This is a genomic window from Propioniciclava sp. MC1683 (assembly GCF_014164675.1).
In the GTDB taxonomy this organism is placed as follows: domain Bacteria; phylum Actinomycetota; class Actinomycetes; order Propionibacteriales; family Propionibacteriaceae; genus Propioniciclava.
The window spans coordinates 1-20308 of record NZ_JACJFX010000003.1; the positions used below are offsets into that span (position 1 = coordinate 1).

Annotated in this window: 20 protein-coding genes; 3 read left to right on the top strand and 17 right to left on the bottom strand. The window is 70.9% G+C overall.

The features are described from left to right. The first annotated feature begins 332 nt into the window (after window positions 1–332). Entirely contained in the window at window positions 333–1295 is a 963-nt protein-coding gene (locus H5397_RS03000; RefSeq protein ID WP_182814841.1) for a hypothetical protein, read from the top strand. A gap of 112 nt (window positions 1296–1407) precedes the next feature. Here the strand turns inward: H5397_RS03000 and H5397_RS03005 are convergent, their stop codons facing one another. Next, the gene (locus H5397_RS03005) at window positions 1408–2043 is read right to left on the bottom strand and encodes a DedA family protein (protein WP_182814842.1); all 636 of its coding nucleotides are present in this window, start codon (window positions 2041–2043) and stop codon (window positions 1408–1410) included. Between the two features lie 225 nt (window positions 2044–2268). Here H5397_RS03005 and H5397_RS18635 point away from each other — a divergent pair, with 225 nt between their 5' ends. Continuing rightward, entirely contained in the window at window positions 2269–2937 is a 669-nt protein-coding gene (locus H5397_RS18635) for a transglycosylase family protein (protein ID WP_182814843.1), read from the top strand. Between the two features lie 128 nt (window positions 2938–3065). On the opposite strand, the gene ilvC is transcribed toward H5397_RS18635, so the two are convergent. The 12 genes from ilvC to H5397_RS03070 form a co-directional block, all read right to left on the bottom strand. Continuing rightward, window positions 3066–4094, bottom strand: coding sequence for a ketol-acid reductoisomerase (gene ilvC / locus H5397_RS03015; protein WP_182814844.1), 1029 nt, complete (start codon window positions 4092–4094; stop codon window positions 3066–3068). Window positions 4095–4120: 26 nt separating this feature from the next. Then, window positions 4121–4657 (bottom strand): acetolactate synthase small subunit, encoded by a 537-nt coding sequence (ilvN, locus tag H5397_RS03020; protein WP_182814845.1) that lies wholly within the window; start codon window positions 4655–4657, stop codon window positions 4121–4123. Then, a complete protein-coding gene (locus H5397_RS03025) occupies window positions 4654–6402 on the bottom strand; it encodes an acetolactate synthase large subunit (RefSeq protein WP_182814846.1) in 1749 nt (582 codons plus the stop codon). The genes ilvN and H5397_RS03025 overlap by 4 nt, the downstream gene beginning before the upstream one ends. Before the next feature lie 244 nt (window positions 6403–6646). After that, the gene (locus H5397_RS03030) at window positions 6647–7054 is read right to left on the bottom strand and encodes an HIT family protein (RefSeq protein ID WP_182814847.1); all 408 of its coding nucleotides are present in this window, start codon (window positions 7052–7054) and stop codon (window positions 6647–6649) included. Then, window positions 7054–7815 carry an imidazole glycerol phosphate synthase subunit HisF gene (hisF, locus tag H5397_RS03035; RefSeq protein ID WP_182814848.1) on the bottom strand — a complete coding sequence of 254 codons (762 nt, stop codon included), beginning with the start codon at window positions 7813–7815 and terminating at the stop codon, window positions 7054–7056. The genes H5397_RS03030 and hisF overlap by 1 nt, the downstream gene beginning before the upstream one ends. 153 nt (window positions 7816–7968) lie before the next feature. Beyond that, window positions 7969–10761, bottom strand: a complete 2793-nt coding sequence (locus tag H5397_RS03040) for an RNA helicase (protein ID WP_182814849.1) — start codon at window positions 10759–10761, stop codon at window positions 7969–7971. 3 nt (window positions 10762–10764) lie between these two features. Continuing rightward, the gene (locus tag H5397_RS03045) at window positions 10765–11694 is read right to left on the bottom strand and encodes a diacylglycerol kinase family protein (protein WP_182814850.1); all 930 of its coding nucleotides are present in this window, start codon (window positions 11692–11694) and stop codon (window positions 10765–10767) included. Next, window positions 11691–12515, bottom strand: coding sequence for a twin-arginine translocase subunit TatC (gene tatC, locus H5397_RS03050; RefSeq protein ID WP_220491946.1), 825 nt, complete (start codon window positions 12513–12515; stop codon window positions 11691–11693). Before tatC ends, H5397_RS03045 begins: the two co-directional genes overlap by 4 nt. 12 nt (window positions 12516–12527) lie before the next feature. Continuing rightward, window positions 12528–12815 (bottom strand): twin-arginine translocase TatA/TatE family subunit, encoded by a 288-nt coding sequence (locus tag H5397_RS19035; RefSeq protein ID WP_182814851.1) that lies wholly within the window; start codon window positions 12813–12815, stop codon window positions 12528–12530. A gap of 32 nt (window positions 12816–12847) precedes the next feature. Continuing rightward, window positions 12848–13030, bottom strand: coding sequence for a hypothetical protein (locus H5397_RS03060; protein ID WP_182814852.1), 183 nt, complete (start codon window positions 13028–13030; stop codon window positions 12848–12850). Window positions 13031–13065: 35 nt separating this feature from the next. Then, entirely contained in the window at window positions 13066–14013 is a 948-nt protein-coding gene (locus H5397_RS03065) for a YafY family protein (protein ID WP_182814853.1), read from the bottom strand. Further along, window positions 14004–14954 carry a YafY family protein gene (locus H5397_RS03070; RefSeq protein ID WP_182814854.1) on the bottom strand — a complete coding sequence of 317 codons (951 nt, stop codon included), beginning with the start codon at window positions 14952–14954 and terminating at the stop codon, window positions 14004–14006. Before H5397_RS03070 ends, H5397_RS03065 begins: the two co-directional genes overlap by 10 nt. Before the next feature lie 297 nt (window positions 14955–15251). On the opposite strand from H5397_RS03070, the gene H5397_RS17930 reads away from it, so the two are divergent. Next, a complete protein-coding gene (locus tag H5397_RS17930; protein ID WP_182814855.1) occupies window positions 15252–15782 on the top strand; it encodes a LysR family transcriptional regulator in 531 nt (176 codons plus the stop codon). On the opposite strand, the gene H5397_RS03080 is transcribed toward H5397_RS17930, so the two are convergent. The 4 genes from H5397_RS03080 to H5397_RS03095 are packed head-to-tail and all read right to left on the bottom strand — an operon-like array spanning window position 15715 to window position 20308. Next, on the bottom strand, window positions 15715–17448 hold the full coding sequence (locus tag H5397_RS03080) for an NAD(P)-binding protein (RefSeq protein WP_182814856.1): 1734 nt from the start codon (window positions 17446–17448) through the stop codon (window positions 15715–15717). The genes H5397_RS17930 and H5397_RS03080 overlap by 68 nt on opposite strands. A 22-nt stretch (window positions 17449–17470) precedes the next feature. Beyond that, window positions 17471–17857, bottom strand: coding sequence for a DUF6394 family protein (locus H5397_RS03085; protein ID WP_182814857.1), 387 nt, complete (start codon window positions 17855–17857; stop codon window positions 17471–17473). A gap of 35 nt (window positions 17858–17892) precedes the next feature. Then, window positions 17893–18915, bottom strand: a complete 1023-nt coding sequence (locus H5397_RS03090) for an FKBP-type peptidyl-prolyl cis-trans isomerase (protein WP_182814858.1) — start codon at window positions 18913–18915, stop codon at window positions 17893–17895. 19 nt (window positions 18916–18934) lie between these two features. Then, on the bottom strand, window positions 18935–20308 hold the full coding sequence (locus H5397_RS03095) for a proteasome accessory factor PafA2 family protein (RefSeq protein ID WP_182814859.1): 1374 nt from the start codon (window positions 20306–20308) through the stop codon (window positions 18935–18937).

Consider the following 20308-nt stretch of genomic DNA (forward strand, 5'->3'; position numbering starts at 1 on the left):
GTGTGGCAGACTCGCACTACGAGTGCTCCTGTCAAGCAGCTGGAACGGAACCTAAGCAGTCCTATCCTTGCTTGTCACAGGAGCATTCGCCATCAGACCCGCCCTACAGCATCGGCGGATCGAGGCTGAGTGCGCCTGCCCTGACTGCATTTCCGGGTGGAGAAACCCCAAGGATCCTTGGGGTTTCTCCACCCGGAAATGTTTCGGGAAGTGTCGCACGGCGGCCTTGACGCAGGTCTGTCCACAGGCTTGCGCGAGGGAGTGGGGGTGGCTGTGCACAGGCCCGGAATCCGAGTGACAGCAACGCCGCTGATCTGACCAACATCGGGGGCATGTCCGGCTTCCTGTTTCCCGACATCCCCGGCCAGATGGGCCTGGCCAGCACCCGGCAGCTCCTGAAGGCAGGGGCGTCCGAATGGGACCTGACCCAACTGGCCCTGCGTGGACAACGCGTGGTGCGCAGGGTCTATCGCTCCGGGACCGGCGAGCTCACGTCGAACCAGATGCTCGTGGCCGGGTCGCTGTGGGCGGGGCCGCACGCGGTCATGACCGGCGCCCACGCGCTCGCGGCCCACGGGCTGGTCGATGCCGATGACCTGGAGGTGAGGCCGAGATTCCTGGTCCCGGCCCAGCACCGCGCCCGTCGCAATGCCTTGGGCATGACCTCGGAGCGGACCCGCAGTATGCCGCGGAGCCTGTTGCGGGCCGGAGTCCCCGTCGCAACCCCCGAGCGGGCGCTCGTGGACACCGCCCACCGGCGAGAACTGACGGCGTCCCAGCTGAAGCTGCTGACGATGACGGTGTTGCAGCGGCGCCGAACAACCCTGGTACGCCTCGAAGCGGAGATCGCCGCACTGGGCGATGCCAACACCGGCCCCCTCCAGGACGGGATGCTCGGGTTCAGGAAGGGCGCCTGGTCGCCGCCCGAGGAGACGCTCGTCGCGGCGGTGGCGGCCGACGACCGCTTCCCACCGATGCTGGCGAACCCCCTCCTCGACGACCTCAAGGGCCGGCTGGTCGGGAGGCCCGACGGGTACTTCCCGGATGCCGGGGTCGTCGTTCAGGTGCACTCGCGCGCGTTCCACACCGGGAAGTCAGACGACGGTCGCGACCGCTGGGCGACGACCCTCGTGCGTGATGCGGACTACCAGACCTATGGATTGGTGGTCGTCCCGGTGGCGCCCGAGACGCTGAACAACGACCTGCCCAGCTTCCTGTCCACGTTGCTGCTCATCCTCGAGGCCCACCGCGGGCAGGGGGCCGGGCGAGTCCTGGTGCAGGTGCGGCCGGCCTGATCCCTGGCTTCTGGGATGGGGTGTCGTGCGGCGTTCCCGAGGACATTTCCGGGTGGAGAAACCCCAAGGATCCTTGGGGTTTCTCCACCCGGAAATGCAGTCAGGGCCGGGGCTACTTCCCGTCCGCCTCCGCCATCGCCTTGGCCAGCTGGCGCCACTCGCGCCACTTCCCGATGCGCTCGATGATCCAGCCGACCAGCAGGCCGAGGGCGACGCCGGTGATGATGCCCAGCAGCGGGCGGTCGTGGAAGATCGAGCCCGCGACGAGGCCGATGCCGACGGAGAACGCCGCCCACAGGATCGTGGCGGCCAGGTCGATGACCATGAAGCGGCGGTGCGGCAGGCGCACGTAGCCGGCGACCATGTTGATCGCGATGCGGTAGCCGGGGATGAAGCGGGCCGACAGCAGCACCTCGGGGCCCTTGTGGTGGATCAGGTGGTGGGCCCGGGCGAGGATCTTGCCGCCGCGCTCGCCCCGGAAGATCTTCTCCAGCGGGATGTGGCGTCCGATCAGGTAGGCGGTGTTGTCGCCGAGCCAGGCGCCCACGCAGGCGATCAAGATGAGGAGCCAGAGCTTCACCGGCCCGCCGTGCGTCTCCGACAGGGCCGCCATCGCGATCACGATCGACTCACTCGGCAACGGCGGGAAGAAGCCGTCGATCCAGCAGAGCATGCCGGTGACGAGGTAGGTCCACCACTCGCCGGCATGGCCGACGATCGCGTCCTGGATGGCGTCGTAGAACCTCATCGGTCAGGCGCTCCTCGGCGGGGTGGCTGGCATGGGCACGAGCATGCCAGAGGGAGGGCGTCCGACCAGCCCCCCGAGGGATGAATCGGGGCCGACCTCGGTCGCACTCCAGCCCTGATTCTGAGAGAAGATCAGCTTTCTCTTTGCTTTTTCTCAGGCTGCGTTTAGGCTGGACGGGCTGTCCGGGAGCAGGTCCCCCGGACGTCCCCATGAAAGGAAACCCCCATGAAGCTCAAGCGCACCATCGCCCTCGCCGCCTCGACGGCCGTCGCCGTCGGCGGCTCGGTCGCCCTGGCCGCGCCTGCCCAGGCCTCCTCGGTGTGGGACGCCGTCGCCCAGTGCGAGTCCGGCGGCAACTGGTCGATCAACACCGGCAACGGCTACTACGGCGGCCTGCAGTTCAGCGCCTCCACGTGGAAGGCCTTCGGCGGCCACCAGTACGCCTCGAACGCCCACCTCGCCACCAAGGCGCAACAGATCGCCATCGCCCAGAAGACGCTGGCCGCCCAGGGTCCCGGCGCGTGGCCGACCTGCTCCAAGAAGGCGGGCCTGACCAAGGCCGAGACCAAGAAGGCCGCGCCGAAGAAGGCTGAGACCGAGAAGGCGGCCCCGGAGAAGGCTGAGACCAAGAAGGCCGCCCCCAAGAAGGCCGAGACGAAGAAGGCCGCACCCAAGGCGTCCATCCAGCAGACTGCACCGAAGCGTGCGACGACCGTCAAGTCCGTCGCCACCACCGGCAAGCGGTTCATCACGGTCAAGGCCGGCGACACGCTGAGCCAGCTGGCCGCGACCCACGGCGTCCAGGGGGGTTGGAAGACCCTCTGGTCGCTCAACCAGGCCGAGATCAGCAACCCCGACCTGATCTTCGTTGGCCAGGAGATCGCCATCGGCTGACCTCCGGCCATCCTGATCGCCGGGCCGGCGTCCGTCTCCTCCCCCATGACGGACGCCGGGCCGGCTCATGTGCCAAGCGAAAGGCCCCCGCACCGTCTGGGTGCGGGGGCCTTCGTGACGGGACGGGGTCAGCGAGCGGCGGTGCCCTCGACGTAGTCGTCGTCGTGCGACTTCACCCAGCTCATCAGCTTGCGGAGCTCGCGGCCGGTGGCCTCGATCGGGTGCTGCTCACCCTTCTCGCGCAGCGACTTGAACTCCGGCGCGCCGGCCTCCTGGTCGTCGATGAAGCGCTTGGCGAACGCGCCCGACTGCACGTCGGACAGGACGGCCTTCATGTTCTCCTTGACGCGGGCGTCGATGACGCGCGGGCCGGAGACGTAGTCACCGAACTCGGCCGTGTCCGAAACGCTCCAGCGCTGCTTGGCGATGCCGCCCTCGTACATCAGGTCGACGATCAGCTTCAGCTCGTGGAGGCACTCGAAGTAGGCGACCTCGGGCTGGTAGCCCGCCTCGACGAGGGTCTCGAAGCCGGCCTGCACGAGCGCGGACGCGCCACCGCACAGGACGGCCTGCTCGCCGAACAGGTCGGTCTCGGTCTCCTCGGTGAAGGTGGTCTTGATGCCACCCGCGCGCAGCGATCCGATCGCCTTGGCGTAGGACAGGGCCAGCGGCCAGGCCTCGCCCGAGGCGTCCACCTCGACGGCGACGATCGCGGGCACACCGCGACCCTCGGCGTACTCACGGCGCACCAGGTGGCCGGGGCCCTTCGGCGCGACCATGCAGACGTCGACGCCCTCGGGGGCGGTGATGTAGCCGAAGCGGATGTTGAAGCCGTGCGCGAAGAACAGCGCGTCGCCCTCCTGCAGGTTGGGCTCGATGTCCTCGGCGTAGATCTTCCGCTGGTGCTGGTCGGGGGCCAGGATCATGATCAGGTCGGCCTCGGCGGCCGCCTCGGCCACCGACACCACGCGCAGGCCCTCGGCCTCGGCCTTCGCCGCAGACGCCGAGCCCTCACGCAGACCGACGCGGACGTCGACGCCCGAGTCACGCAGGCTGAGCGCGTGCGCGTGGCCCTGCGAGCCGTAGCCGATCACGGCGACGGTGCGACCCTGGATGATCGACAGGTCGGCGTCGGAGTCGTAGAACATCTCTGCCATGTGGGTTTCCTAACTTGTGGTGGTGGTCAGCGGACGCCCGGGCGCGCCCGGTCGACCTTGGCGGAACGATCGGTGAGGGACTTGCTACCACGGCCCAGGGCGACGAGGCCGGACTGGACCAGCTCGCGGACGCCGTAGGGGCGCAGCATCTCCAGCAGGGCCTCGAGCTTGTCGGGGCTGCCGGTGGCCTCGACGACCAGGGAGTCCTGGTGCACGTCGACGGTCTTGCCGCGGAACAGCTGCACGATCTCGATGATCTGACTGCGCGAGGCCGGGTCGGCCTTCAGCTTGACCAGGACCAGCTCGCGGCGCACCGCGGTCTCCTCGAGCTCGACGATCTTCAGCACCTCGACGAGCTTGTTGAGCTGCTTGGTGATCTGCTCGAGCACGGCCGGGGAGTCGACGGCGACCTGGATCGTGATGCGGCTGATCTCGGGGCGCTCGGTCGGGCCGACCGCGAGCGACTCGATGTTGTAGCCGCGCCGGGCGAACAGGCCCGAGATGCGGGCCAGGACGCCGGGCTTGTTCTCAACGATGACGCTCAGGGTGTGTGTCTTGTTCACAGGATCTCGTCCTCCCAGTTGGGCGCCAGGTCCTTGGCGATCAGGATGTCGTCGTTGCTCGTGCCGGCCGGGACCATCGGCCACACCATGGCGTCCTTGTGGACGATGAACTCGACCACGACGGGACGGTCGTTGATCTCGAGCGCCTTCGCGATGACCTCGTCGACCTCCTCGACCGTCTCGGCCCGCAGGCCGACCGCACCCATCGCCTCGGCGAGCTTCGGGAAGTCCGGGATGCGCCAGCTGTTCAGGTCGGTGTTGGAGTACCGCTCGCCGTAGAACAGGGTCTGCCACTGGCGGACCATGCCGAGGCTCTCGTTGTTGATCACCGCGATCTTGATCGGGATGTCGTTCAGCGCGCAGGTGACCAGCTCCTGGTTGGTCATCTGGAAGCAGCCGTCACCGTCGATGCCCCACACGAGCTCGTCCGGCTTGCCGACCTTGGCGCCCATGGCGGCGGGCACGCAGTAGCCCATCGTCCCGGCACCACCGGAGTTCATCCAGCGGCCCGGCTTGTCGAAGGGCAGCAGGTGCGCGGCCCACATCTGGTGCTGGCCGACGCCGACCGCGTAGTACGCGTCGGGGCCCGACATCTCGCCGATGCGCTTGATGACGTACTCGGGGCTGAGCATATCGCCCTTGGTGGGCTGGGGGTCCGGCGCGTACTTGGTCTTGAGGTTCGTCAGGTAGGCGCGCCAGGCCGAGTAGTCGCCCAGGTCCTCGCCGCGCAGCACCTCGTTGAGGGCGGCGATGGTGAGCTTCAGGTCACCCACGATCGGGACGTCCACGGCCCGGTTCTTGCCGATCTCGGCCGGGTCGATGTCGGCGTGGATGACCTTGGCGCCCGGCGCGAACGTGTCGAGCTTGCCGGTGACGCGGTCGTCGAAGCGCGCGCCGAGGGTGATCAGCAGGTCGGAACGCTGCAGGGCGCCGACCGCCGACACGTGGCCGTGCATGCCGGGCATGCCCATGTGCAGCGGGTCGCTGTCGGGGAAGGCGCCGCGGGCCATCAGCGTGGTCACCAGCGGGATCTGGGTGATCTTGACGAGCTCGGCGAGCTCCTCGTAGGCCTCCGACTTCACGACGCCGCCGCCGACGTACAGCGTCGGGCGGGACGCCGCCTTGATCATCTTCGCCGCCTCGCGGATCTGCTTGGCGTGCGGGTTGATCGTCGGGCGGTAACCCGGCAGGTCCAGCTCGTGCGGCCACTCGAACGGCGCGGAGCTGACCAGCGCGTCCTTGGTGATGTCGACGAGGACCGGGCCGGGGCGTCCGGTTCCGGCGATGTGGAAGGCCTCCTTGATCGCGCTCGGGATGTCCTGCGCGCGGGTCACCAGGAAGCTGTGCTTGGTGATCGGCATCGTGATGCCGCGGATGTCGGCCTCCTGGAAGGCGTCCGTTCCGACGGCGGTCGAGGCGACCTGACCGGTGATGGCGACGATCGGCACCGAGTCGAGGTAGGCGTCCGCGATACCGGTGACCAGGTTGGTGGCGCCGGGGCCGGAGGTGGCCATGCAGACGCCGACACGGCCGGTCGCCATGGCGTAGCCCTCGGCGGCGTGCGCGGCGCCCTGCTCGTGGCGGACCAGGATGTGGCGGACCAGCTGGCTCTGGCCGAGCGGGTCGTACGCCGGCAGGATCGCGCCGCCGGGGATGCCGAAGATGACGTCTACACCGACGCGCTCGAGCGACTCGACGAGGGCCTGCGCCCCGGTGAGTTCCTTGGGCCTGGTGTCATCTGCCATTGGTGATCATCCCCTTCGGTGTCGGTGTGCGGTGTGAGCTCTCGTTGCAAAGAAAAACCCCCGCTGCCGGTTTCGTGCACGGCAGGCGAGGGAGCGCGTCGGTCTGAGGCGGGACTCAGGCGACGCGCGCGGTAACTACGAGGAGGCTCATGTGCACGAGAGCCACCCTAGCGCCTTGTTCGGTTCACTTCACAACGTGGGCGTTCTGTGTCCATGATCCGGACGCCGCGGGCTGCGGCAGCGCTCAGCCCGTGATGCGCGCGTGCACCTCGTCGAGGTCGCCGGACGCCGCGCGCGTCAGCAGCGCGCCCATGCCGGCGTCGTCGGCGTAGCGCGGCACCAGGTGGACGTGGAGGTGGAAGACGGACTGGCCGGCGTCCTCCCCCACGTTCGACAGGACGTTCATCCCGGACGCGCCCAGCTTCTCGACGAGCAGGGTCCCGGTGGCGGCGATGGCCGGGGCGATCGAGGCCAGGACGTCGGCGTCCGCGAGGGCATCGCTGACGTGCGCGCGCGGGACGACGAGCGTGTGCCCGGTCTTGAAGGGGTCGAGGTCGAGGAACGCGATCGCGTGGTCGTCCTCGTACACCCGCTTGCTCGGGATCTCACCCGCGACGATGCGGCAGAAGATGCAGTCGGCCTGGGTGGTCATCAGCGAACCTCGAATCCGGCCCCGGAGAGGCCTTCCTTGACCTGGGCCACGGTCAGCGTGCCGTAGTGGAACACGGATGCCGCGAGCACGGCGTCGGCCCCGGCGCGGGCCGCGTCGACGAAGTGCTCGACGGTCCCGGCCCCGCCCGAGGCGATGACGGGCACGTCGACGACCGCGCGCACGGCCTCGATCATCTCGAGGTCGAAACCGTCGGTGGTGCCGTCGCGGTCCATGGAGTTGAGCAGGATCTCCCCCGCCCCGCGCTCGACGGCCTCGCGGCACCAGGCGATGGCGTCCAGCCCGGCGCTCTGCCGTCCGCCGTGCGTGGTCACCCCGAAGCCGGAGGGTTGGTCGGCCTCGCGTCGGGCGTCCAGGGACAGGACGATGACCTGCCGGCCGAACCGGTCGGCGATCTCGTTGAGCGCCTCGGGCCGGGTGATCGCGCCCGTGTTGATGCCGACCTTGTCGGCGCCGGTGCGCAACAGCCGGTCCACGTCGTCGGCACCCCGGACCCCGCCGCCGACGGTGAGCGGGATGAACACCGTCTCGGCCGTGCGCCTGACCATGTCGTAGGTCGTCTCCCGACCCTGCGAGGAGGCGGAGATGTCGAGGAACGTCAGCTCGTCGGCGCCCTGTCGGCCGTACAGCGAGGCGAGCTCCACCGGGTCGCCGGCATCGCGCAGGTTGAGGAAGTTCACGCCCTTCACCACGCGGCCGTCGTGCACGTCGAGACACGGGATCACCCGGATAGCCACACCCATGGGGTCAGACTAACCACAAGGCCGAGGGCCGGGAGTGTGCTCCCAGCCCCCGACCGCTCGTGGGTGTGGCGTCTCCGAGTGCATTTCCGGGTGGCAGGACCCCAAGGATCCTTGGGGTCCTTCCACCCGGAAATGCATCCGGGGGTCAGTCCTTCAGTCGTCCTCGAGGTAGGCCGCGTCCACGACCCCGCGGCGGAGGCGGCCGATGGCCTCGCGGGCGTTGTCGCGGACGACCGACTCACCGGCCGCGTCGGCGACCTGGCCGAGCAGGTCGATGACCATGCGCATCCAGCGGACGAAGTCGCCGGCGGTCAGCTCGGTCTCCTCGAGGATCTCGCCCAGCGCGACGCCGTTGCCCCAGCGGTACACGGCCTCGGCGAAGCCGATGTCGGGGTCGCGGCCCTGCTCGAGCCGGTGGTCGCGCTCGAGCAGCCGCACCTCGCGCCAGATGCGGCGCACCATGGTCTGGGCGACCTCCGACGACCGGGTGGGCATCCGTGCCGGGCGTTGCGGCTCGCCGCCGCGCGACTCGTAGGTCAGCGAGGACAGCACCGCGGCCAGCTCGGCGGGGTCGAGCTCGTCGAACGTCCCCGCACGGATGGCCTCGGCGGTGACCAAGTCGAGTTCGGAGTAGATCCGTGCCAGCATGCGCCCGGCGTCGGTCACCCCGGTCCCATCCGGGGACAGGTAGCCGAGCGAGGACAGCACGAGGCACACCTTGTCGAACCGGTTGGCGATCGTGTTCGACCGGCGCTCGGTCTGCGCGCGCAGGTCGGCGGTGTCGCGCTCCAGGCGCAGCGCCTTCTCAGCCGCGCGCGCGTGCGCCTCGCGGTCGGGGCAGGCGTGGCACGGGTGCTCCTTCACGGACGCCCTCAGCTCGGCGATCCGGCCGGCCACCTCCTCGTCCATCGCGGCCGCGTTGTACCGCCGGGCGCTCAGGTCGACCGAGCCCAGCTTGGTGTGGAACGCCGCGGCTAGGTTGCGCCGGTCCTTGGCCGAACGGCCGTCGAAGTGCTTGGGCACCCGCATGCGGCCCGCCACCACCGGCGGCGACGGGAAGTCGGTCAGCGACAGCTTCTTCACCTGGCGCTGCTCGGTCATCACCAGCGGCGACGGGTTGGCCCGGTCGCGACCGACGCCGGGGTCGATCACGACCGCCCAGCCCTCGTGCCGCCCCGACGGGATGGCGATGATGTCGCCGGGCACCAGCTCGAGCAGCACCGAGATCGACTCGGCCCGCCGGTCGGCCTTGCGCGAGCGCGCCGCCTCCGCCTCCAGGGCGCCGATCGACGCCCGAAGCCGTGCGTACTCCTCGAAGTCACCGCGGTCGCAGGCCGCGTCGGCCCACAGTGCCGCGATCTTCTCCTTGTTGCGGGTGGCGGCCCGGGCGAGGCCCACCACCGACTTGTCGGACTGGTACTGCGCGAACGACTGCTCCAGCAGCCCGCGCGCCTTCTCGCGGCCCACGCGGGCGACCATGTTGACCGCCATGTTGTACGTCGGCGAGAACGACGACCGCAGCGGGTACGTGCGTTTGGACGCCAGCCCGGCCACCGCACGCGGGTCGACGTTGCGGTGCCACAGCACCACCGCGTGCCCCTCGACGTCGATGCCCCGGCGGCCGGCGCGGCCGGTGAGCTGGGTGTACTCCCCCGCGGTGATGTCGACGTGGGCCTCGCCGTTGTACTTGACCAGCTTCTCCAGCACCACCGAGCGGGCGGGCATGTTGATGCCGAGCGCGAGCGTCTCGGTGGCGAACACGACCTTGACCAGGCCGCGCACGAAGGCCGCCTCGACGCACTCCTTGAACGCCGGCAGCATGCCCGCGTGGTGGGCGGCGATGCCGCGGCGCAGGGCCTCGGCGAACGTGGCGTAGTCGAGCGCCTCCAGGTCGTCGCGGCTCAGCCCGGTGGTGGCGGCCGAGGCGAGGGCGTCCAGCTCGGTTCGCTCGACCGCGTTCGTCAGCCGGACGCCGCTGCGCAGCAACTGCCCCACCGCCTGGTCGCAGCCGGCCCGGGAGAAGATGAAGTAGATGGCGGGGAGCAGGCCCTCGGCGTCCAGCTTCTCGACCGCGCCGTCGCGGCGCGGGATGAGGTTGGGACCCTGCTGCCCGCGCCCGGCGGCGTTCTTCTCGATCCGCTCGCGGGTGCGGCGGCCGCGCTGGCGGCGCGAGTCGTCGCGCACGAACCGGCTCTCCTGCTTGGCCAGGCTGACCAGTTCGGGGTTCACGTCGGCGGCCGAGGCGGCCCCGAGCGCGGGCGAGCGGTCCCCGGCGAGCGCGGTGGGGGCCTCGGCCTCGAACAGGTCGTAGATGCGGCGTCCGGCCATCATGTGCTGGAACAACGGCACCGGACGCCGCTCGCTCAGCACGACCTCCACCCCGCCGCGCACCTCGTCGAGCCAGTCGCCGAACTCCTCGGCGTTGCTCACGGTCGCCGACAGCGACACCAGCTGCACCGAGGGTGCGAGGCCGATGATGACCTCCTCCCACACCGCGCCGCGGAAGCGGTCGGCGAGGTAGTGCACCTCGTCCATGACCACGTAGCCGAGCCCGCGCAGGGTCGAGGACCCCGCGTAGATCATGTTGCGCAGCACCTCGGTGGTCATGACCACGATGGGGGCGTCGCCGTTGATCGTGGTGTCACCGGTGAGCAGCCCGACGCGGTGCGACCCGAAGCGCTCGCTCAGGTCGTGGTACTTCTGGTTGCTCAGCGCCTTGATCGGGGTGGTGTAGAAGCACTTGCGGCCCTCGCGCAGGGCCAGGAACACCGCGAACTCCCCCACCACCGTCTTGCCGGCGCCGGTCGGCGCGGCGACGAGCACGCCCGACCCGGCCTCGATGTGGGCGCAGCCGTCGCGCTGGTAGTCGTCGAGCGCGAACGGGAAGGCGGCGCTGAACTCGGCGAACGCGGGACCCGGCTCGGGGGCGGGGCGGTTCGTGGGCATCCTCTAGGCCTCCCGGGTGTAGACGTGCAGCGCCCCGGGCGCCGCGGAGACGGTCAGGGGCACGTGCCCGAGCGGCTCGCCGTCGGCCATGCCGTGCAGGCCGTCGCCGTCGACGACCACACGCCGGACGCGCAGCCGCTCGATGGCGGGGTGGTCGAAGGTGCGGCCCGTGGCCAGGTGCGGCAGGTAGCGCACCAGCGTCGACAGCCCCACGGGGTGGACGATCACCACGTCGAGGAGCCCGTCGGTCAGGTCGTAGTCGGGGGCGATCCTGATCCCGCCCCCGAAGATGCCGTTGTTCGCGACGGCGACGAGGATGGCGTCCACCTCGCGGTGCTCCCCGTCCAGGTCGAGGCGGTAGTGCAGCGGGGCGAACGAGCGCGCCTCGGCGATCACCGCCCCCACGTAGGACAGGTGGCCCAGGTCGACGGGGGCCTTGTTCGCGCGGGCGTTGACCTTCTCGTCGTACCCGGTCGAGACCACGCAGCCCGCGTACTCGAGCTGGCCGCGGTGCAGGTCGCCGCGCACCTCGGCGAGGTCGATGGCGCGGGTGCGGCCCGCGACGACGGCGTCGGTGGCACGCTCCCAGCCACGGCGCCGGTCGCGGCCCGGGCCGGGGGCGGGCGCCGCCAGCCCGACGCCCCGGACGAAGTCGTTGCCGGTGCCGGCCGGGATGACGCCCAGCGGCACGTCGGTCCGGGCGCAGGCGTTGAGGCCGATGTGCGCCATGCCGTCGCCGCCGACGACGACGAGGCCGTCGTAGCCCTCCGCGACGGCGTCGGCGCACGTGGCGTGCGCGTGCTCGGGCGAGTGGGCCAGGGTGCGGGTGACCCGGACGCCGGCGTCCGACAGCCTTGCCTCGACGGCCGGGGTCAGGCGTTGGCCGCGGCCGTGCCCCGCGGCCGGGTTGACCACGAGGGCGAGGTGCCTCATGCGCGCTCGAGCTCCTTGGCAGCGCGCTTGGCGCGGCGGCGGTCGTTCCAGTGGCAGATCGCCTCGGCGATCAGGAACAGCAGCATCATCGGGACGGCCAGGGCCAGCATGGAGAACGGCTCACCGCCGGGGGTCGCCGCCGCGCCGAAGACCGCACACCCGAACAATACGTAGCGGCGAGCACCGGCCAAGGCCTTGGCAGAGAGGACACCGACGAAGTTCAGCGTGACCACGACCACCGGGAGGAGGAAGCCCAGACCGAAGACGAGCATCAACTGCATCATCATCTTGAAGAAGTCGTTCATCTCGAGTAGGTTCAACACCTCGAAGCTCTCGGGTGTGAACGCCAGCATGATCGCGATCGCCGACGGCATGATGTAGTAGCCCAGCACGACCCCGCCGACGAAGAGGGGCACAGCGGCGAGCAGGAACACCAAGGCGTACTTCTTCTCCTTGGCCAACAGGGCCGGAGCGATGTAGGCCCACACCTGGTAGAGCCAGACCGGGCTGGTCAGCACCAGGCCCCCCAGCGCCGCGATCATGAGAATGAGCAGCAGCGGGGCCGTTACGCCACCCAAGACGGCCTGCACATCGAGGTTCGGACGGATCCCCTTGAGGATCTCCAGAGACTCCTCGTACGGCCGGAGCAGAACCTGGAACAACTGGTTGTTGAAGATCAGGCAGGCGATCATGCCCACGAAGATCACGACAACCGAGAAGATCAGCCGGTAGCGAAGCTCCCGGAGGTGGTCGGCCAGCGACATCACCCCATCGGCGGGAACCTTCGGGGGTCTGAGCCAGCCGAGGCTGAGACGGGCCACGGCGTCCGAGGCCTACTTCTGGTCGGCGTCGGGGCGGGGGTCCTCGACGAGCTCGGCGTCGAGGGTGCTGTCGGCCACGGTGCCGCGCTCGCGCTGGTCGAGCTCGTACTCGCGGCGGCGGAGCTCCGCCTCACGCTGCGCCTGCTCCTCGTCGGCCTTGATCTGGCGCGTCTCGTCCTTGAACTCGCGCAGCGCGCGGCCGGCGTTCTTGCCGGCGCCCGCGAGGCGGGACCCACCGAAGATGAGGAGCGCGAGAACGATCAGGATGACCCATTCCCAGCCCTGCATGTTGAACGGCATTGCAACTCCTTGCTAGGTGTACGAGGTGAAGTCTAGAAGGTGCGCGGCGGCGCCCCCACGCCGTCGACCAGCGCGAGCGCCGTGTCGACCTGGGAACCCAGTTCGCCGAGCGCGTCGAGCACCGCCAGGGCCTTGCGCCACAGCGCGATCGCGAACAGGACGAGCATGACCAACCCGGCGAGCGCGGCCCCCACGATGATCCACACCCACCACACCCGCCGAACCCTACAACACAGACCTGACGCCGGCTTCAGCGGTCCCCGCCGAGCGCCTCGCGGGCGGCCTCGATCGCGGACGCCGCGGCCTGCGGCGGGTCCACGCGCGCCACGGCCGGGCCCAGCCGGAGCAGGAGCCGGCGGAACCAGCCCGGGTCAGCGACCCGCATCCGCACGCGGAGCAGCCCGTCGGGCAGTTCCTCGGTGGCGACGAGCGGGTGGTACTCGGTGATCCAGCGACCCCCCGGGCGCAGGTCGAGGGTGACCTCGACCGCGTCGGGGCGGTCGTCGAGCCACCCGGACGCCAGCGCCGGGGCCGGCCCGTGGTCGGTGGTGGCCTGCTCGAGGGGGTCGACGGCGACGATGCGGTCGAGCCGGTAGGTGCGCCAGCCCGCGCGTTCGTGCGCCCACGCCGTGAGGTAGCCGTAGCCGTCGCGGGTACCCAGGCGTGCCGGGTCGACGACGGGCGTCGTCGCGACGCCGCGCGAGGCCCCGTGGTAGGTCAGCCGCACGGCCACGCCGGCGGCGATCGCGTCGGCGAGCTGACCCCGGATCGACTCCTGCCCCGCCGACACCGCGATCGCGACCTTGTCGGTGCCTCCGCCGACGGCGCCCTCGAGCTTCGCCCGGGCCGAGCGGACCGCGGGGCCCAGGTCGGCGTCCGCCATCTCGTCGAGGGCGGCGAGGGCGACGACGAGGCTCATGGCTTCCTCGGGGGTGAAGCGTTGTGGGCGGGCAAGGAACTCGGCGTTGGTGAGGCGGATGGTGCCGGACTCGAGGGCGTCCATGTCGACCTCGATGAGGTCGCCGGGCGCACCGCCGGGCAGGCCGCAGTACCAGAGCACCTTGAGGTCGGCGACGAGCTGGCGCGGGCTGACGTCGAACATCTGCGCGGTGGCCGCGAGGTCGGCGTCCGGGTGGGACTGCAGGTAGGGCACCAGCGCGAGCAGACGCGGCACCTGGCTGGCCGAGGTCATCGCCATGCCGCCACCGCCTCGAGGTGGGCGCGCACGGCGGCGGCGAGTTCGGGCGGGTCGAGCACGACGACGTCGGCGCCGTGCCAGGCGATGTCGCCGGCCGCATCGGCGGGGTTCTCCGCGACGCGGAGGCGCCAGGCGGTGAAGCCGTCGGGGGCTGGTCTCTCGGGGGCCGGTTCGGCCGGCTCGGCGAAGCGGGTCAGGTCGGGCGCGGTTCCCTCGCGGACGGCGACGGTGGCCACGGCGTCCCGGCGGGCGTCGAGGGAGGCGAGGTGGCGTTCGACGACGGCGGGGTCGGGTGGCGTCGTGGTGCCGGCTTGCTGCGTGGGGGGCGACTCGATGCGGGACACCTTGAACGAGCGCCCCTCCCCGCGCGTGCGGTCGAGGCCGATCAGGTACCAGGCGCCCTTGCGGTTGACCAGGCGCCACGGCTCGACGACGCGATCGACGCCGCGGTAGGTGAAGGCGACCGGTCGGGCCTGCAGGGTGGCCTGCCAGAGGGTCTCGAAGGCGGGTTCGCGCGCGCCGACGCTGGGGGCGAAAGTGGCGACGCGGTCCGCGTCGGGATCGAGCCCGGACGCCCTGAGCTTGGCCAGCGCCTTGGTCGCCTCGCCGCCGAGGCGGGCGTCGTCCCAGACGGTGGAGGCCACGCCCAGGGCTGCGGTTTCGGCCGGGGTGAAGTCGATCTCGGGCAACTCGAAGTCGCTGCGCCGGATGCGGTAGCCCAGCTCGTCGGGGAACAGCACCGAGTTCGAGCCCGTCTCGACCGGGACGCCCATCTGGCGCAGGTCGTCCTTGTCGCGCTCGAAGGTGCGCTCGAACGCCTGGTCGGACAGCCCGTGGTAGCCCTCGACGAGCTCACGGATCTGCTCGCGCTCCACGAAACGGCGCGCCATGAGCAGGCAGATCGTGAGGTTCATGATCCGTTCCGACTTGCGCGCTGACACGGTGTTCAGGCTAGCGGTGGGCGTCGCGTTCGTGGCGCAGCGCTGGGGCGGGCATGTCGATTCGGGACTTTGCTGGTGGAGGCGACTGCACCATCAAGTCCGACCCCCCAGAAATGACGGTGGCGGACCTTCCACCGGCAAAGTCTCGAACCGACACTGCCGCTCCGTGTCGGATCGCCGCGAGACGTCCCCCTGATTACCCCACGGGTAACAATCCGTCCGAAAGTGGTCCTTTACAGTCACAAAGCGCGCCTCGTAGCCTCGTCCCATCAACGTCGATCGGCCAAAGGGGGCGAGATGGAACTGCGTCTGCTGCGCTACTTCCTCGCCGTGGCCGAGACCGAGCACTTCGGGCGCGCCGCCGAGCAGCTGCACATGGCCGCCCCGCCGTTGAGCCGGGCGATCCGCCAGCTCGAGCACGAGGTCGGCGCCCAACTCTTCACCCGCGACACCCGTCAGGTGCGCCTGACCGAGGCCGGCCGCGTGCTGCAGCGCGAGGCGTCCCTCGCCCTGGCCGGGCTCGAGGACACCGTCGACCGCGTGCGCCGCATCGGGGCGGGCAAGGTGGGCGTGATCCGGCTCGGGGAGACGGGGTCGGCGACCTACGGTGTCCTCGCGCTGTGCGGCGGCGACGACGTCGTGTGCCCGCCCGACCTGATGGCCGAGGTCGCCGACGGCGTGCCGAACGGACGTCTGGTCGTGCTCCCCGAGGTGGGCCACCTGGCCCCGGCCGAGGACTCCCAAGGCGTCGTCGACGCGCTCAGCCCCGCCGGAACCAGCCCCGCACCGTCCGGCCCAGCCAGGTGGCGGGGACGTCCTCACCGGTGACCAGGTGCTCCAGCACGTGGTCGTAGTGCAGGGCGTCCGCCATCTCGGTGAGCCCCCGCGGCGTGCCGACGCTGATCAGGACGTCACCCGAGCGCACCTCCTCGTCGTCGCCCGGCAGGTAGATGTGCTCGTCGCCGCGCAGCACCAACACCGGCACGGCGGCGACCACGCCGTCGCGGTCGGCCGGGTGCCGGAACAGGTCACCCAGCCGCACCGACCCGCCGCGCAGGCGGCGCACGACGGCCGGGGTGTCGTGCTCCCCCACCACGATGCGGTGGCTGTCGGGCGACCCGCGCCCCAGCATGCCCAGCAGCCGGTCGAGCACGACCTCCGCCTCGTCGTCGGGCATCTCCCACACGTGGGCGACGAACTCCCAGAAGTCGGGGGTCACGACGCGGGCGAGGGCCTCCTGCACGGTCAGTTGGGCGGGCACGAACACCGAGTCGGGGGCGAACGCACGCAGCAGCGCGTCGTTGCGTTTCGACCGTTGCCGCACCGCCAGGAACAGGTCGGGATCGACCAACCGGGCGTGTCCGGCCAGCGCCAGGTTCTGCGCGTCGTCCGAGCCGCCGGCGATGAAGCCCACCGCCCCCTCGACGTCGGGTGCCGCGTCGACGTCGACCAGCGTCGAGTCGAGGCCTGCGTCCTCGAGGTCGGCGGCGATCTCGGGCCCGAAGTGGTCATCGGACGCGATGACCCACAACCCGTCCTCGTGCTCCTCGGCATCCGGTGAGACCAGGGTGCCCGGCGCGGCGAGCAGCCACGTCAGCAACCGATAGGTCGACGGACGCCGCACCCGCATCACCAGGTAGTTGCCGTACCGCTCGAACGGGTTCACCACCGCGGAGGCCCCGAACTCACGCATCGCCTTCGCCGTGCCCCGGGAGTTCGCCCGCGCGATCACCGGGACGTCGTGGCGCAGCAGCGTCACCGCCATGACGATCGACAGGTTCACCGCATCGGAGTCGGTCAGCGCCAGCACCCCCGCGCAGTACTTGCTGCCCAGCCCCGCCAGGCCCAGCACGCCCGGGTCGCGGGCGTCCCCCACCAGCCCCGGGATGTCGCTCGACAGCTGCGCGCCCGCCAGCGCGTCGACCGACTCCTGGTCGGCGGCGACGACGACCGTGCTGCGGCCCAGGGTGTCCAGGGTCTCGGCCGCGAGGCGTCCCATCTGGCCGTAGCCGACCAGGATCAGGAACGGCCGCCGCAGCCGCTTCACCCGGCGCACGAACGACTGCCGGGCCAGCGCATCGCGGAACGGCTTGTCCTGCAGCAGGCTGAGCAGGGCGCCGAGCGCGTAGGCCCAGCCGATGACCGAGGCGTAGATGCAGATGGTCAGCCACAGCCGCTGCTCGCGCACCAGCTCGTAGGGGGTCTCGCCGAAGCCGATCGTGAGCGCGGTGTACGACATCAGGTAGAACGCGTCGAACACCGACATCTGGTACGGCATGCCCTGGTCGTCGAGACCCGGCACGAGCGTCAGGCCGGCCACCGAGATGGTGAACACGACGACGACCACGATCAGCGGCGCGCGCATGCGGCGCAGCACCAGGAACACCGCGTCCGCCGACGGGGCGGGCGGCGGCACGCGCACGAACCGGCGGCGCAGGGTGCGCTGCCCGCCGTGTCCGTGCGCGGGCTCGGGCGTGGCGCTGGGCAGTGTCATAGGGGGACGCCGTGGGCTCGGCTCAGTGCCGCCGGAAGTTCGCGGTCTCGATGACCATGAGCACGACCGACACGACGTTGGCCAGCAGCGCGCCCAGGGCCAGCGACACGACGCTCGACATGGCGTGCACCGACAGCGGCTCGAACGCGATCTGGGTGAACCAGATCCACGCCAGGGCGGCGGCGATCAGCTGGATCGTGGCCACGAGGCTCGCCGCCAGGTGGATCGCCCCGATCTGCGTGCGGTCACCGAACTTCAGGATCGCGGCGATGACGTTGACGACCACGGCCGCGTACAGCTCGAGCACGTTGTGGTGCTCGGGGTTGCCGATGTCGCCGGTCACGTAGCCGAAGTTCAGCGTCGCCGCGAGCAGCACGAAGAAGCCGAAGACGACCTTCTCCAGGTTCATGCGCCCACACTAGGGCGTTCGGGCCTCGATCGGCGTCAGGCGACGGCGGAACCGAACAGGATGTCGACGACGTAGACCACCGTGTCGCCGGCCTCGACCGGCGGGTTCTGGCTCGGCTTCTCGTAGCCGACCTTCGGCGGCACGACGAGCACGACGCGCGAGCCGATCGGCTGGCCGACGATGCCCTGCTTGAAGCCCTCGAGCGTCTGGTTGATCTGGCCCGCGACCGGGGCGGCGAACTTGTCGTCGATCAGCTCGCCCGTCTTCCACGAGTACATGCGGTACTTGACCAGCACGTAGTCGTCGGCGCCGACCGCGCGCTGGGCACCCTTGATCACCGGCACGGCGACGAGCTCGGCCGGCGGGGTCGAGGCGGTGTCGATCGTCACGGTCGGCTTGCCCTCGGCCTCGCCGAGCGTGACCGGCAGCTGGGGGGTCTCGGCGGCGCCCACGGCGTCCTTCACCGAGACTGCCACGACATCCACAACGAACACGAGCGTGTCACCGTCTTGGACCGACTCTGGTCGGGTGGGGACGCCGTCGTAGCCCTGAGAGCCGGGCATCGCAATCAGGACACGTTGACCCGGCTTGGCCCCCGTCATGCCGATCGTAAAGCCCTCGACCATCTGGGGCAGCGCAAGCATCGCAGGGGTCCCCTGATCCCAAGATGAGCCGAACTGCTCCCCCGTCCGGCCGTTGAACCCAACGTAGTGCGCCTCAATTACGCTGTCGGCAGCCGCAGCCGGCCCGTCGGCCTGGCCCTCGACCAGCGTGCGCGTGCGGGTCTCGTCGATCGCGAACGGCGTCGGGATCGTGAGCGTCGGCGCGGACCCGGGCTCGCCGACCACCTCGATGCCGTCGATGCTGTTCGACACCGGCACCGGCTCGCGGCTCGGCGTGGGAGTCGGCTCCGCGCTCGGCGTCGCCGCGGCGGTCTCGGCCGCGGTCGGCGCGGCGGACGGCGTCTCGGCGGGGGCGCCACCACAGGCGGCCAGGATCGCGGACAGCGCGACCGCCGAAGCGGCCAAGGCGATGCGGGAGGGGCGTCGGTTCAGCACTCGGCCATGCTACCGGCGATCACGAAGGCGGCCGGAACCCGCCCAGCAGCCTGAACCGCGGTTCGTCGCGCATCCGCTCCGCGAGCTCGGACGCCGCGGGCACCGTGTGCGCGAACGGGTCGTCCAGCGCCACCCGCACGGGACCACCCGGCAGGTCGCGCACCTCGAAGCCGGACCAATCGACGACATGGTCGCGGCCCCGGTCCTGCGCGGCGGCAAGCAGTTCGCCACGCACGCGCGCGCGGGTCAGGCCCGGGGCCACGGTGGTCGCCGCGGCCACGGCCTCGTCCGTGGTGTGCCGGACGCCGTGGCTCGCCTCCCACAGGGCGGCCAGACCGACGGGACGTCCGGATTCGCTGCCGAGCTCGTGCCACCGCAGGTCGAGGGCGTCCAGGCGCGGGTCGTCGTCGGGCAGGCCGTGCCGGTCGCGCCAGGCCTGGATCGTGCGGAGCTTGGCGTCCCACTCCAGGCCGCTGGGGCGGCCGGCGTCGAGGGCGTCCAGCGCGGCGCGCCACGCGAACCAGCCCGGGCCGGTCTCGTCGTCGTCGGCAGCGAACGCCTCCACCAACCCCAGGTAGGTGCGCTGCAGCCCGCGCGCGGTGACCCAACCTCCGTCGGTGGCCGGGACGCCGGCGTCCGGGTCGCGGTTCCAGGCGCGCAGGGCGGCGAGAGCATCGGCGGGCCCGACCGGCGGGGTGCCACCGGCCTCGGCGGCGCGCAGCACCAACTCGGTGGCGACGACGACGAGCCACATCGGGTGTTCGAGGGAGTTCGTGTCGCCCGAGATCACGTGCAGGCGGCGGTAACGGTCGGGGTCGGCATGCGGTTCGTCGCGGGTGTTGATCAGCGGGCGGCTGCGGGTGGTCTGGTTCGACACGAGGTCGCCCAGCACGTCGCCGCGCTGGGACAGCGCGAAGGATCCGCGCCGCCAGTGGCCGGCCCCGCCGATGAGCAGCCGGGAGACCAGGAACGGGACGAGCCACTCCCCCAGCACGTGCGGGTCGAGGGACCGCGCGACCAGGTGGTTCTCGTGGCTGCCCCACGTGTTGCCGTGCGGGTCGACGTTGTTGCGGAACAGCCGGAAGGTGGTGTCCCGGCCCTCCTCGGCCTCGAGGTCGCGGGCCCGGGCGGCAAGGTCGAGGAGGAGGGCGTCCCCGGCCTTCTGGGCGGTGACCAGGTCGCGCGCGGTCGCGCACTCGGGGGTCGCGTACTCGGGGTGGGAGCCGATGTCGAGGTAGAGGCGTCCGCCCGCCGGGTGGAACAGGTTGGTGGTGGCGAGCTCGCGCGCGACCGGCGCGAACAGCCGGTTGGCCGCCTCGTCGATGGGCAGCCGCCGGCCGTCGCTGGTGCCGGTGAGGCCGTACTCGGTCTCGATCCCGTGGATGCGGGCCAC

What these genes read in the sequence shown, in the direction of transcription:
- H5397_RS03085 (WP_182814857.1), bottom strand. Translation starts at nt 17,857, where the DNA reads ATGAACCTGGAGAAGGTCGTCTTCGGCTTCTTCGTGCTGCTCGCGGCG.
- H5397_RS03000 (WP_182814841.1), top strand. Translation starts at nt 333, where the DNA reads ATGTCCGGCTTCCTGTTTCCCGACATCCCCGGCCAGATGGGCCTGGCC.
- H5397_RS03065 (WP_182814853.1), bottom strand. Translation starts at nt 14,013, where the DNA reads ATGGCGATGACCTCGGCCAGCCAGGTGCCGCGTCTGCTCGCGCTGGTG.
- H5397_RS03040 (WP_182814849.1), bottom strand. Translation starts at nt 10,761, where the DNA reads ATGCCCACGAACCGCCCCGCCCCCGAGCCGGGTCCCGCGTTCGCCGAG.
- H5397_RS19035 (WP_182814851.1), bottom strand. Translation starts at nt 12,815, where the DNA reads ATGCCGTTCAACATGCAGGGCTGGGAATGGGTCATCCTGATCGTTCTC.
- hisF (WP_182814848.1), bottom strand. Translation starts at nt 7,815, where the DNA reads ATGGGTGTGGCTATCCGGGTGATCCCGTGTCTCGACGTGCACGACGGC.
- H5397_RS18635 (WP_182814843.1), top strand. Translation starts at nt 2,269, where the DNA reads ATGAAGCTCAAGCGCACCATCGCCCTCGCCGCCTCGACGGCCGTCGCC.
- H5397_RS03045 (WP_182814850.1), bottom strand. Translation starts at nt 11,694, where the DNA reads ATGAGGCACCTCGCCCTCGTGGTCAACCCGGCCGCGGGGCACGGCCGC.
- H5397_RS03030 (WP_182814847.1), bottom strand. Translation starts at nt 7,054, where the DNA reads ATGACCACCCAGGCCGACTGCATCTTCTGCCGCATCGTCGCGGGTGAG.
- H5397_RS17930 (WP_182814855.1), top strand. Translation starts at nt 15,252, where the DNA reads ATGGAACTGCGTCTGCTGCGCTACTTCCTCGCCGTGGCCGAGACCGAG.
- H5397_RS03005 (WP_182814842.1), bottom strand. Translation starts at nt 2,043, where the DNA reads ATGAGGTTCTACGACGCCATCCAGGACGCGATCGTCGGCCATGCCGGC.
- ilvC (WP_182814844.1), bottom strand. Translation starts at nt 4,094, where the DNA reads ATGGCAGAGATGTTCTACGACTCCGACGCCGACCTGTCGATCATCCAG.
- H5397_RS03080 (WP_182814856.1), bottom strand. Translation starts at nt 17,448, where the DNA reads ATGACACTGCCCAGCGCCACGCCCGAGCCCGCGCACGGACACGGCGGG.
- H5397_RS03025 (WP_182814846.1), bottom strand. Translation starts at nt 6,402, where the DNA reads ATGGCAGATGACACCAGGCCCAAGGAACTCACCGGGGCGCAGGCCCTC.